Raw genomic sequence first — 12877 nt, 5'->3', positions numbered from 1 at the left:
TTACCTCAACGCCAAGTTTTCATTGGAAGCTACACTCACTTTGGTATCAAACAAAGACTCAGGCAGCGCAAATGACGTCATAAAATATTTGCTGAATATGCCACTGTTTCTGCTCGACTTAAGTGCAACTTGAACTTGGATTGGTTCAACACTAGCCTCTGCTTCTCTTTGTAATTGCCATGTTGCCATAAATTCAGTACCACGAACCCACTGTACATTCGCTTCATTCAATACTTTTAGGAATGCCCAAGGCCCTGACTTTTCGATTTCGATTCTGCGGCCTTCACTGTCTAAACCATATACCACTGCTTTTTCAGTGCCCGCACGAGCAGGCCAGTTAAAACGACGCCACTCTTCAGGTTCGTTTCTATAACGGTAATTTTGGTCACTAAAGCCGATATAAGTTTCTTTTAATCCCTTTTGTGCCACAGGCATCATTTGGAAGCTAATCCCTACCTCAGAACCGTCTCGAGGAAATAGCGAACGCGTTACCTTTCTCGCCTTAGTTAGCTTGTCTAGTACTCCTGGCTTAAAGCCAATGCCGATACCGTTCCAGGTTTTCTCTACCCACTCACCACGTTTTAAACGAAGGTAGGGAGATAGATTCTCAGCCATAAATTGCCAGAACACACCTGACTCTTGGTTCAGCAGTTCACTAATATCTTCAACTGCTGCATCTGGCCCGTCGATATTGAACGGATATTTACCACGGATATTTTCTTTGTATGTTAAGAATACCTGATTAGACCAACGCTCATTAAGCTGTACTTTTGCTTCGTTCATTACTGTCTGCACACTCGCTAAAAGGGGTGCTTTTAGTAGTTTTTCAAGTGCTTGCTTAGTATCTGGGTCAAGCGCTCTGACTTGGCTTTCGACCACCACCCATGCACTTTGCAGCGCATGGTTTTTGCTATCACCATTTAACAGCGTTTGAGTAAATGACATCGCCATATAGTCATCATTGTTACTCGCCGCAATCGTTTTGATGTCTGAATGAAATGCACTCAAAGCACCGAGATATTGCTCTAGGTAATCAGAGCGAGCGTTCTCTTCTCCTTTTGCCGTATAGCGACGAAGATCTGCAAAGCGGCTCGACAGTTCAGGTACACGCTTTCTCGCAGCGGCTTCTATCTTTGCACCTTTAACCTTGTTGTTTTTAGACTTTGCAAGTAATGCATTTGCCTGCTCGGTTAACTTTTCTGTTTCTACCGTTTTGTTTGGCGAATCAATTAGATTCACGTTGTCGTCGATTGACGCCATTAAATCGACCAATGGACCTTCTGGTGATGACAACTGAGCGAGCGTTAAACTTGCCGCGTTGCTCGTATTAAATGGGCTTATTTCTACTGAATTTAAAAACTCAAACCACACATTGGCATAGTCTCTGAAATACAGTGCACGGATAGATTTAACTAAAGCGCTTGCTTTTGCTTCATCAACAGAGCCTTCGCTTTCTGCGTTGTCTGTGCCCATCACCCAGTCGCCAGAGAATGCTTTGCTCGCGATGACCTTGATGGCGTCGTACACTTCGTTTTCCCATGCTTCTTTGGTGTAAACGTATGGAATGCTAATCTTGGACTGCAAAAAGGTTTTGTTGTTTTGCTGCATCATTTGATCAAGCGTTAGTGCGGCTTTTGATACCGTTACTTTTGCTTTGATCTGCTCATATAATGCGGTTGGCTCTGGCGCACTCATTAAGTCTGAACGAGCCTGACTCACCAAGAAATCATTATTCTGCCAAATCGCAAGCTGCTGCGGTGTAGGCTCAACTGCTAATTGAGCTAAGTAAAAATCAATCAATCCTGACAGTTGCTCTGTTAATGCTTGCGTGTCTTCGTTTAGCGTTAGCTCTAAGCGATCCGCCGTGTAGTCCAGTAGCTCAGACTTCGCATAGTCTTTATTTAAACGCTCAAACTCGTTACTCATCATGAGTTGCAGCTTAAGTGCTTGATAGTACTTATCACGTAGCTTTGGCTCGATACGTTTAGCTACCTGTTCTTCTGTACTTAGCAGTGCAATCCAGTTTTGGTGGCTTTCAAAAAGTGCTTGTTGCACAAGCTCCGAACTTGGTTCGCCAATGAGCGCTTGTACACGTTGACGTAATACCTGTTCTATTGGCTTAATAGTGTTATCTGCACTGTAAACCCCGAGTAAGAAATACCAAGGCAGCTTTTTCTCATAACCGATTAGCTCTTGATAGTGTGCAAAAAGAGACAAAGTTGAATTAAATTGCTCGGCCAACGGCTGGTTTTCAACTCGTGTATTAACAACAGCAGTCGTTAATTTATCACTGGTTGTTAAAAGCTGTTGATTGTGGGTATAAGAGTTAACCAACAAACCCGCAAGAGCAAATACCGACGTCACACACAAGCATACTGCAAAGCCTTTGAGCCATTTTTGTACGCGGCGCTTTTTCCGGTTACCCCGAGTGAGATCTTGCAATTTAAACAACACATCTTTGAATACTTGGTTGATAAAAAACGCGGAGGTAATGCTTTCTTGGCGATACTCAAACAATACTGACCTAAACGTAGATAGTTTGCTCGTTGCGCTACGCTCGATAGGCGTACCTTCTTGCGTACCAGAGGTAAAATACACACCAGCAAACCACGGTACTTCCTGGTACGGGTTTTCTTTAAATAATGTGTCAATAAATTCTTCAACTTTGGCAGACGCCGCTTTGAACTGATTAGGAAAATCATAAATCAGTTGTTTACGTTGGGCGTTACGTTCACGCGTCATTTTAACTAGACGTTGATCACACAGTCGCTCATACAGGCCAGTAAGATGTTTTGAAAAGTTCTCGCTCGCCACTTCACCGGTATTGGTGCCATCTTCCTCAAGTAAATATGCGCCCCAAGGTTGTTTACGCTCATCTTCACTTAATTCATTAAAGAAAGGCTCAAAGCCGCTGATCAAATCACATTTGGTAAACACCACGTATACTGGAAAGATAAGTCCAAGTTGGTTAATTAACTCATCAATACGAGCGCGGATCTGTTTAACATGGTCGCGGATCTGTTCGCTGTCTGAGGTCAAGATGTCGGCAACACTAATCGCCACCATTACGCCATTGATTGGCTGTTTAGAGCGGTATTTACGTAACAGCTTTAAGAATGACAACCATTGATCATTGTCTGACTCTTCAGTGGTATAACGACCTGCGGTATCAATCAAAACGGCTTGATCTGAAAACCACCAGTCACAATTACGTGTGCCACCAAAACCTTGAATATGCAGTTGATTAGATTTTGAATAAGGGAAATGCAGCCCAGAGTTTGCAAATAACGTACTTTTACCCGCAGCCGACGGACCAATGATCATATACCAAGGCAATGCATACAACGCAGCATTACCACGATAACCAGCGCCTAAATGAGAAGCTTTTAATGCAGACAGCGCTTCTTCCATTTTGGCTTTAATTTCTTCGACTTCGGCTTCTGTCCCCGCATGATTATTGGCAATTTCTTTCGCTAACTTGTCACCAGAGCGCTTCACCCACAACCATCGAACTAATAAAGTAAGACAAAACAGACCAAATACCGCCCCCATCACCATTAAACGATGATTTTGATCTTCAAGGCCAATAAACCGACCAGCAAACCAAATTAGCGTCAAAATTGCGAATATGCCGACCCAATGAGCCGTCGCACGAGATGACAAAAATCCTAAGACTAGATGCACTAGTCCACTACGATTTACTCCTGACATGATGTTACCTCGCTTTCCCTGTTTTCTCTAACTGCGTTAGTACTTCAATATGCTTATCAATTTGCACGACTTGCTGGTTCGCACGATTCTCAATGAAATACGTTGAACCAACATACATACTGGCTAGTAAAGCAAGCGTTACCGATAAAATAACCCAATAAGGTAGGTTTCTTCCTACTTTAGTGACCATACTTTCTTGCGGTTTTGCATTATCAGAAAGCTGTAATTTTGCAGGTCCAGCAAGCTCTTCTAATTGCGCTCTAACATCCAACATCAACGCTTTGAGTTGCTCTACCCCTTTGATCTTATAGATCCCTTCGAAACCCAGTTGTAAACAAACAAAATATACTTCCAAAACCGTGTGTTGCTGCGCTGCTGCACGGCGGATATTTTCAAGCTTTTCAAAAAAAGCTTCTCCCGCACGCATGTTGCCAAATAATTCTAATTGTAAAGGTCGCGCCATCCACTCCATACTGTACGGCTTCTGTGCCGTCATGATTTGCTCGTCGACCAAAGCGGTTAATGCAAATTTGGCTTCCTGCATTTCCGACGCACTGATCCGTGCGTCATAACAGCTCTTTTCATATTCATCAAAAGCATCCATGACTTTACTGCGTAGACCATCAACTCCTTGATGATCTGCCCCGCCCTGGCGAATTGAAGTAAGCACTTCAAGTACCGGAGAAATGCAGGCGACTAGTTCAGATTTATTTTTCGACGCTTCCATGACCTTTACCTACTAACTATTTACTCGCCACTGAAACCACTTCAAGTTTCACGCCTTGAAGGCTAAATGGCACAAAGATTCTTAACGCTAATTCCTGTACAACTTGTTCCCAAGCAGCACCATGTGGCTCAACTTTAAAATACTCGTATCCACCTTTAACAGACACTCTATTCGGTGGACGCTGGCAATGTGTTAACTTCACCCCACCAAGCGCTGAAGCGATTAATATTTCTAGCTGACTTGGCGCTGCCAGCTTAACCTGCTCTGCAAACAACTCGATCCATTGCGTAGATTCGTTTTCATAGAAAGCCGCAATGTATAGCTCACCCCGTGTCAAGGTACTGCTTTCTATGTCTTTAACCTCAAAGATAGACTGAGAGATTGCACTGAGTACTAGATCAGACGAGCGTGCTGCGCTTATCGAACCAATAAGGGTTTGAATATGAGTTTCGATTAAACCAAAGCTGCGCGTTAAGTCTTGATGGTCATAAACTGGTAACTCAAATTTACTCGCTTCTGGCTCAAAATTGATCAGTTGGCAGATCAGTTTATTTAGTGCCATAAACAGCGCATCAGGACTAGTTTTGGCTGTGGTACTTAACTGCTTAATCTCAGGAAAAACAGAGCTAAATGTTTGTAATAACAAAAAGTGTTTGAGTTCTGTTGGACCAAAATCTTCCACGATCCCCATACTCGCACGATTGGTAAACATCGCGGTGTACTTAGCTTCAACCATATTGACGAGTTTATTTACACGCTCGGCTAAATAGCCATGGGCTTTGATGTTTAGCAGTGGAGGAATATAACTTGAGTCAATTTCGAACTGCCCATGCTCACCACGTATAACTTTTATACAAGGCAATTGCTCGATAAAACTGTTACTTGCGCTGAACTCAACCAGCATAAGTTTAGGTTTAGCAACCATCACTTCTGCTTTTCGGTTTGGATCATGTGCATCTTGAAGCTCAACAAAATCACAGTCATAAGCACTAAGTTGCCCAGTTTGCGGGTAACCTTGGATATTACTTACTGAATGATTGTTCGCGAGCGCCACACTAATGATGTATTCGCTTTTGTTATCTTCAAGCTCAAACATAGGTGCTTCGTTGTCAGCAAAAACATGATGTATATGACGACCACTTTTGAAGATTGCTGCAATACTTTGCAGTTTGACTACACCTTTGGCTAACGCCGATTCGTCGAATACAATGCGGTCTAAACCATATGCATTGTCTCTAAGACTTTGCTGTACACCAGCTAGTTGAGATTGCTGGTATTGATCGAACAGTTGTAAGTGCTGCTGACTTAGCATTAAACCTTCAGCCCAAACAGGTTTGTATACGTTGTTGTGCTGCATTACTTGTCCTCCTCTACTTCAGGTAAGCGAAGCGAGTTACTTGTAATTTCAATATCTAGAGAAGTAGATAAAGGCACAGGCCAATCATTTAAGTCATAAAATGCGCGCCAGTTACCACCCGTTCTATCTCTAAATAGCGCAACAAAAGCCACGTACTTTGCAGATTCAGCTTGTTCAAACTCGATTTTTATACGATCTGAGGGGTTTACGGTGCGTTCTTCCACCGTAACTAAGGTGTTAGCCAGAATTGATTTATCTGACTTCCAAAGCTGTTCAAATGTAGAATTTTTAAACGCTTGAATATCAGTAAGTTGATATACTTTTAATACCACAGGTAGTGGCTCGTTAAACTGGTTTAAATTTATGTTATCAGTAGCAGTTACGTCTAACTTAACGTAAGTAGACATACAACCAGTCAAAAACAAAACCATTATAAATAAAGCATTCCTAGCCATATCAGCCTCAATTATAAGACATCCAAATTAGATTATTGGAAACAATTAATCTTTTTAATTTCCAGTACAATAGTAAAAATACATTTGATTTAACTATTTAACAAGAAATTACAGAACACAAGTATGCAGTTTGTAACTGAATACTAAGTTAACATTCGGAAATCTTCTTAAAAAACATTTAAGCCATTGTTTTTTTGTAGGTTTTACTTTTTATTGGGCATTCAGAGAGGAAGTCATGAAGCTTAGTGAGCAATTCAGTTTGCATTAAGCTTTCTTACAACTTGTTGAGATAGACACTTCCCTGAAAACAAAAACCACACTAAACATCTGGACTTTTGATGTACATTCTCGAACGGCGCATACGATACACAAACGAATTTTCTAGATCAACCTTAATATCAAATTAATATTATCAAGCTATAAAAAACACACTTGAATTCGACTCAATCCATGTAATAACCTCTATTATTATATGAATTTATTTAATAACAGATAATTACATCAAAAAATCATGTTTACACTGCATTAACCAATGCTTTGTGGATTGTTGTGAGAGTTTTTAAAGCAACTAAGGTTAAATATCATGCACACAAGGATGACCATTTACGGCATAAGCCAAAGTACTAAGGTCGTTAGTTTTGAACTAAGCACTTGTATAAATGAAGCTTTTGTTTACCATAGCACTTTAGGATCAGGTTCCTATTTTTCTTACAAACTTTTGGCTGGGAATAATGTGACTTTTGAAACAATCAACCCAGTTCAAATAAGCACTTTTTTCAAGGATCCCCTTTTTGAAATTCGTACGAGGGTGACTTCTGAGCACACTTATTCTTATCAATTCACCTCAAAGCCAAGGACTGAACTACGTAAACAAACAGAGAAAAGCCAAGTTTTTGTAAAAACCAATGTACAATCTTTGATCAGCTCCCTTATTTTAAAAGTTAGCTATTCACAAGACCGTATAAAATGGCGAGTTACTAAAGATTTACCCACGCGACCGCGGTGCTTACAAGCGTCAGGAACGACGATACTTTTTTCACCCGACTCTTGGCAAAGTACAGCTTAATTTATCGGCTTGAATGCCATGATTTCATTGGATCGAGAGTGATTTCGGAGAGTAATTGAGCCGAACACTTTGTGAAACGTTTCTTTAAAGCGACAGAAAATGAATAAAATAATTTACTCACCTATTAATAAGGAAATACCATGATCACAACGGAGCTGTATTTTATTGGTTTTTTGGTTTCTTTGATCAGTTTTATCGTTGCTGTATTGATTAGCAAGCAGAGACATAAGCTAGTTCAATCTTGGATAAAAGCCATTGTGTTACTAACATCAGTGCTTTCGTTTTTTATCTGTATGTCTATACTTTCAGGGCTATTTTCCGATGCGGTTATCATAAGTAAAGCCGCGGGTCAGTCGATCATATTTATACTGGTCGGTTTTGGGATCTACAAATTTATAGCACATACTAAAGCCAAAAGTCGCCAGTAAAATCAGAGCAACATTTATCGCTGAACATAACAAGGAGTTGGAATGCGAGAAGAAAACCGACAAGTCCCACAACAATTGGGCCAGTATCTATACCAACAAATTAAAGAGCCGTGGAGTGAAGCGCGGCTCGTATTGGACTACCATGACGACAATATACCTAGGTGTTCCGCTTTTTACTATGACACTAGCACACCAAAACAAGCGCACGTTATACCAGTAAGTGATGAAATTTCCGTTCTTTTTTTAAGCTTGTTCGAAAATGCGACATCAAATCAAGAAGAGAACTGGCAAAAGGCCATTTTCTCAGTACAGCGCAGTGGTCAGTTTAGTTTAAATTTTGAAACTGCTGTTAACGAAGAATAAGAGACAACTATCCTGTTATCGATAGGCCATACTAACGGTATGGCTAATCAAGCTTCCATCAAATATTGCTTAATACCCAACTAACTTATCACTAAATAGCGAATAAAATACAAGGTTACCCTACACATTACTTTTAGAGTAGACTTCAATCCATCATCTATGGTTGCTCCTCGCAAGGTGCCTTCTCTATTAAATTGAAAGAAAATTTTCAGGTTTGATGCTAATATGGGTACTCAATTCTAATGCTTATCGAGTAATTAGATATCAAGGACTAGAACAATATATGAAAGCAAGTATTCAAATTTCACAGAACGAATCACACTCCCCTCAGATTCGAGATAAATTACATGCTAAGTCTCTCGAATTAGAATTCTATGGCATTGACCCTAAAGTTCAGTGCATTAAGCAAGTGGAACTTTTCTTTAATAGACCAACTCACCTTTCTCTAAATTTATCCATAGCTGAAACACAGTATTGCCATCAACAATTTATAAATGAATCACATGACATTGCATTAGCATTGGGCTTTAAGCCAAACTCGACACCTACATCCAGTACACTCATCATTCTTGGCTTAGGTGCTGGCTATCACGTTCCCGCATTACTTAACAAGCTAAATTATATAGATGTGATAATTATTGAGCAGGATCAAAAGCTTGAAGCCCTAGGCCGGTTTAACATCGATCTTGAAACGATAGAAAATGAGTGTAAAGCACGCGGTGGTAATCTAAAGCTCATTAACTGTAAGAGCTATAGTGACTTTTTAGATAGTTTAGCATCCTACTCGTCTAATCGAAGTTGTGGAATATTTAGTGATATTAGTTTATTTAGACACTATAACTGTCAGTTATTTGACAAAATATATGAATCATTTAAGGAATGGAGAAACTCCTTCGTAAGTCTATGGGGCTTTATGGAAGATGAGATGATGAGTTTAAAACATTCCTCTCAAAACATAAAAAGTCTAAAAAATTTTAAAACATCAGATTTTTCTTTTCTAGAAAGCCATAAAGCTTTGATTGTAGGAAATGGTCCTTCGCTAGATCTTATAATTGATGATATAAATAAATTTAATGGTATTGTTGTATCATGTGGGACATCATTACCGAGTCTACTTAGAAAAAACATTGTTCCACATATACATGTAGAAATGGAGAGAAGTAAGGATGGCTATTATATTAAAGAAGATTACCTAAAAAGTCCTCTATTGAAAAATACACTATTGATAACATTAAACACCGTCTACCATAAAACTCTGCTAGCATTCGAGAATAGATTAGTTTTTTTTAAAGCAAATGACATTACAACAGAAATTATTAAAAAAGAACATGCAATCACTCCGCTTTACTATAGCAACCCAACCGTTACAAATACAGCGATATCTGCACTTGTAAGTCTGGGCGTAAAAAAGTTTGTATTATCTGGATGTGATTATGGTTTTGTTGATGAGGAAATGCATCATTGTAAGCACTCTCAATACTATAACGAAAGAGATGCTTTGAGTCGATGTCGCTTTACTGGTCAGCACTATGTGCTAGGTAATCAGACTGAAAGAGTGTTAACCACTCGAATATTCAACGAATCAAGAAAAGCGGTTGAATCGTTAATCCAGATTAATCCTGATCTGAGTGTTGAGAATATAAGTAATGGCGCATTGATAAATGGTGCAATACCAACAAAGGAGTTGAAACAAAACTCAATTCCTTTTTCCTTTTCACTATTTGAAAAAAGTTTGAAAAAAGTAAACAACCTCAACCATATAAACTTTACATTTAAAAACAATTTATATAGATGTTGTGAAATATTAAATTCGCACATCAAAGATTTAGAAAAAACCAGAACATTAAATGAATTAAAATCGACGCTTTCTAATTTTATCAGTGGTTTAGAATCAAATTCAAATGAAAGAGAGGTTATGCTCGTCTTATCGGGTAGCTTTAAGTATATCATTTTTGGAGTATTCAACCATACAAACCATATACCTAAGGATAAAAAGGAGGATTATTTCTTAAATATAAAACCTATACTATGTGCAATAGTAACAAAGATAAAAACAGAAATTTTAAGTTATTGTAAGGATAGATCGTGAAATTTAATTTATTTGCTGTTTTACCTACTACAGTGGTTTTAGCAAGTACTGTACAATCAATTGCATCTGCTGCTGAAATAATTAGTGATGGAATTAATCAGGAGTTATACGGAAGTGTAACCCAAACCAATAATACCGCGAATGAATCGCTTGATACTAGCGATTCTTTTGGTACTAGTGACTCATTTGGTACTAGTGACTCATTTGGTACTAGTGACTCATTTGTACTAGTGACTCATTTGGTACTAGTGACTCATTTGGTACTAGTGACTCATTTGGTACTAGTGACTCATTTGGCACTAGTGACTCATTTGGTACTAGTGACTCATTTGGTACTAGCGATTCTTTGGGTACTAGCGATTCGTCTAGTACAGCATTCCCGTATTCTACTAGTGAGTTAACAAAAGGTATTTTATCCATTGTGTATGAACAATATGGTTATAAATCCCTTCTTTATGAAATTTGTATAAGGTCAAACAAGAACTTAGTGATAGCTAGAGCAACCGAGCAAACTGAAAGTAACAGAGGATATGACTTTCTGGCTAGGGGAAACTACAAACTTAACGACAACTCGCTGACGCTAAAAATTGGAGCGACTGATAAAACAAAGCTAGAGAAGTTTAATTTCATTACTAGCGATGATCCAAATTACACGTTCATGGGTGAGTGGTATACCAATAAGCACAACAAGACTAAGGTCTATGCTCAATATCTTCCGGAGGAGTTTTACTTCGCCTATAGTTGCGACACACGACTTGGACAGTAAAAGAAAGCCAACGTAAATATTACGTTGGCTTTGCAATTTAAATTTCGGCTATGCTAGTGTTAATCGCCTTCAACGTAGCTGCAGGATCTTCAGCTTTAGTGATCGGACGCCCTATCACTAGATAATCACTACCCGCTTTCACTGCTTTTTCAGGCGTCATAATACGTTTTTGATCGCCAGCATCAGCACCTGCTGGTCGGATACCCGGTGTCACAAGCTTAAACTCTTCACCGAGTTGAGCTTTTAAAAGTTCGGCTTCTTGTGCAGAACAAACCACGCCATCTAGACCTGATTCTTTCGCTAATTTTGCTAGATATAGCACTTGCTCTTGAGGCGTCTTTTCAATTCCAAGCTTTAATAATTGTCCTTGATCCATACTCGTTAGTACGGTCACAGCAATAAGTAACGGCGCTTTATCGCCGTAAGCTACCAACGCTTCTTTTGCTTTTGACATCATTTCGTGACCGCCGCTGGCGTGAACATTTACCATCCACACACCAAGCTCAGCTGCAGCAGTTACTGCTTTCGCGACTGTATTTGGAATATCATGAAATTTCAGGTCTAGGAATACATCAAAATTCATATCTACCAGTTTTTTTACAAACTGAGGGCCAAAATAGGTAAACATCTCTTTACCTACTTTCAATCGGCATTCGTCAGGTGAAAGCTGAGAAACAAATGATAATGCAGCTTCTTCATTATCATAATCAAGCGCAATCAAAACCTTTTTTAAATCTTGTGTCGACATAGTTACCCTATTTGGCCAAATTAAAAACTTAAAAACCGTCTAACCCACGGCTTGGAGCAAGTGACTCCCAATGTTTGCAGGAGGGACATAACCAATACATCGTATGACTTGTAAACCCACAATGACCACATTGATAGTTTGGCTTAGTTGCAATATAAGACTTCACCAATTTATCTATTTCTTGTAGTACGTGATCTATTTTAGCATCTTTGCCGCTAATGAGTTGCAGCAAATAACTAAAGCCCCTAATTGATGGTTCACGCTTTAAACTATCAGTTAGAAACTCTATTGCCTCAGAAATATGACCTTTTTGGACTAATCCTTGGCAAAACTTAATTCTGATCAGCACGCCTCCTTTTTCTAATAACTCTGAGACTAACTCAAAGAATTGATCGTGAATGTTTAATTGAACATAACAGGATTCGAGGTCTTCTATTACTAGTGGCGCCATAAATACAAATTGGCTCACGAGCTTTCGCCAATAATATATACACTTCACGTAATCATCATGTTTGTATGCATCTTTGCCCATTTCGTACAAGGGTCTTACTGTTTCATGCGCGAGCGCTGTTGCTTTTTCGAATAGGCTTGGATTCTTTTCTTGATTTGCAGCTTCACAATAGAAGTTTGCAATAGTGGCGCAATGAGACGACTTTTTGAAAAGCTCAGGATGCGCTTCATACATATGAACGCCTTTTCGCCAATCTCTAGTTTGAGAGTATAGGTTTAAAATCGGGTCGAGTGCATCTTTAAACCCAAGTTTTACAAGAATGACTAAATGTTCTTCAGCGCTATCCAATAGGCCAGCTAAGACGTAATCTTGAGCAAGCTCTAGGCGACAGGACTTCACCACTTCTTCATCTAGATTAGGTTGTTTAAGTAGGAGTTCATGAATTTTTATCGCTCTATCTAACTCTCCCCGCTTTCTAAAAAGCGATGCGAGTGTTAAATAATGGTCGACGGAGTCTGCTGAGACTTCAAGTAATTTGGTGAGGTGTTCAAGACCCTGATCTTCTTCCCTATCTAGTAGGAATTTTAGGCCTTTACTGTATTCAGAAGTAATTTGTCTACTTTGCTCTAGGGCATGATTCTTAGCACTATTTTTACCCATAACATAACCGTAGGCGGCGGCTACAGGTAGTAATAAAAACAGCAGCTCGATCATAA

Annotated in this window: 10 protein-coding genes; 4 read left to right on the top strand and 6 right to left on the bottom strand. The window is 39.3% G+C overall.

The window, feature by feature from the left end; all coding sequences use genetic code 11:
* The 4 genes from tssM to tssJ are packed head-to-tail and all read right to left on the bottom strand — an operon-like array spanning window position 1 to window position 6226.
* Window positions 1-3711 carry a type VI secretion system membrane subunit TssM gene (gene tssM / locus CTT31_RS08605; protein ID WP_211859814.1) on the bottom strand — a complete coding sequence of 1237 codons (3711 nt, stop codon included), beginning with the start codon at window positions 3709-3711 and terminating at the stop codon, window positions 1-3.
* A gap of 4 nt (window positions 3712-3715) precedes the next feature.
* Window positions 3716-4438, bottom strand: a complete 723-nt coding sequence (gene icmH / locus CTT31_RS08600) for a type IVB secretion system protein IcmH/DotU (protein ID WP_211859813.1) — start codon at window positions 4436-4438, stop codon at window positions 3716-3718.
* Between the two features lie 16 nt (window positions 4439-4454).
* Entirely contained in the window at window positions 4455-5795 is a 1341-nt protein-coding gene (tssK, locus tag CTT31_RS08595; protein WP_017217327.1) for a type VI secretion system baseplate subunit TssK, read from the bottom strand.
* A complete protein-coding gene (gene tssJ / locus CTT31_RS08590; protein ID WP_010377046.1) occupies window positions 5795-6226 on the bottom strand; it encodes a type VI secretion system lipoprotein TssJ in 432 nt (143 codons plus the stop codon). Before tssJ ends, tssK begins: the two co-directional genes overlap by 1 nt.
* Before the next feature lie 1230 nt (window positions 6227-7456).
* Between tssJ and CTT31_RS08585 the strand changes: the two genes are divergently transcribed.
* The 4 genes from CTT31_RS08585 to CTT31_RS08570 all read left to right on the top strand — a co-directional run bounded on the left by CTT31_RS08585 (window position 7457) and on the right by CTT31_RS08570 (window position 10597).
* Entirely contained in the window at window positions 7457-7744 is a 288-nt protein-coding gene (locus CTT31_RS08585; protein ID WP_260492357.1) for a hypothetical protein, read from the top strand.
* A gap of 42 nt (window positions 7745-7786) precedes the next feature.
* The gene (locus CTT31_RS08580) at window positions 7787-8107 is read left to right on the top strand and encodes a hypothetical protein (RefSeq protein WP_211859811.1); all 321 of its coding nucleotides are present in this window, start codon (window positions 7787-7789) and stop codon (window positions 8105-8107) included.
* Window positions 8108-8324: 217 nt separating this feature from the next.
* Window positions 8325-10196 carry a motility associated factor glycosyltransferase family protein gene (locus CTT31_RS08575; RefSeq protein ID WP_260492356.1) on the top strand — a complete coding sequence of 624 codons (1872 nt, stop codon included), beginning with the start codon at window positions 8325-8327 and terminating at the stop codon, window positions 10194-10196.
* Window positions 10193-10597 (top strand): hypothetical protein, encoded by a 405-nt coding sequence (locus CTT31_RS08570; protein ID WP_260492355.1) that lies wholly within the window; start codon window positions 10193-10195, stop codon window positions 10595-10597. Before CTT31_RS08575 ends, CTT31_RS08570 begins: the two co-directional genes overlap by 4 nt.
* Window positions 10598-10999: 402 nt before the next feature.
* Here the strand turns inward: CTT31_RS08570 and pyrF are convergent, their stop codons facing one another.
* On the bottom strand, window positions 11000-11710 hold the full coding sequence (gene pyrF, locus CTT31_RS08565) for an orotidine-5'-phosphate decarboxylase (protein WP_069019127.1): 711 nt from the start codon (window positions 11708-11710) through the stop codon (window positions 11000-11002).
* Window positions 11711-11738: 28 nt separating this feature from the next.
* Entirely contained in the window at window positions 11739-12875 is a 1137-nt protein-coding gene (locus CTT31_RS08560; RefSeq protein ID WP_260492354.1) for a lipopolysaccharide assembly protein LapB, read from the bottom strand.
* Between the last annotated feature and the right edge of the window lie 2 nt (window positions 12876-12877).

Source organism: Pseudoalteromonas maricaloris, from assembly GCF_024746855.1.
In the GTDB taxonomy this organism is placed as follows: domain Bacteria; phylum Pseudomonadota; class Gammaproteobacteria; order Enterobacterales; family Alteromonadaceae; genus Pseudoalteromonas; species Pseudoalteromonas maricaloris.
This window is presented reverse-complemented; position numbering and strand designations above follow the sequence as displayed.

Excerpts from the sequence above, each read along its gene's own strand:
- tssJ (WP_010377046.1), bottom strand. The coding sequence starts at position 6,226 with ATGGTTTTGTTTTTGACTGGTTGTATGTCTACTTACGTTAAGTTAGAC.
- pyrF (WP_069019127.1), bottom strand. The coding sequence starts at position 11,710 with ATGTCGACACAAGATTTAAAAAAGGTTTTGATTGCGCTTGATTATGAT.
- tssM (WP_211859814.1), bottom strand. The coding sequence starts at position 3,711 with ATGTCAGGAGTAAATCGTAGTGGACTAGTGCATCTAGTCTTAGGATTT.
- icmH (WP_211859813.1), bottom strand. The coding sequence starts at position 4,438 with ATGGAAGCGTCGAAAAATAAATCTGAACTAGTCGCCTGCATTTCTCCG.
- CTT31_RS08560 (WP_260492354.1), bottom strand. The coding sequence starts at position 12,875 with ATGATCGAGCTGCTGTTTTTATTACTACCTGTAGCCGCCGCCTACGGT.
- tssK (WP_017217327.1), bottom strand. The coding sequence starts at position 5,795 with ATGCAGCACAACAACGTATACAAACCTGTTTGGGCTGAAGGTTTAATG.
- CTT31_RS08585 (WP_260492357.1), top strand. The coding sequence starts at position 7,457 with ATGATCACAACGGAGCTGTATTTTATTGGTTTTTTGGTTTCTTTGATC.
- CTT31_RS08575 (WP_260492356.1), top strand. The coding sequence starts at position 8,325 with ATGCTAATATGGGTACTCAATTCTAATGCTTATCGAGTAATTAGATAT.
- CTT31_RS08580 (WP_211859811.1), top strand. The coding sequence starts at position 7,787 with ATGCGAGAAGAAAACCGACAAGTCCCACAACAATTGGGCCAGTATCTA.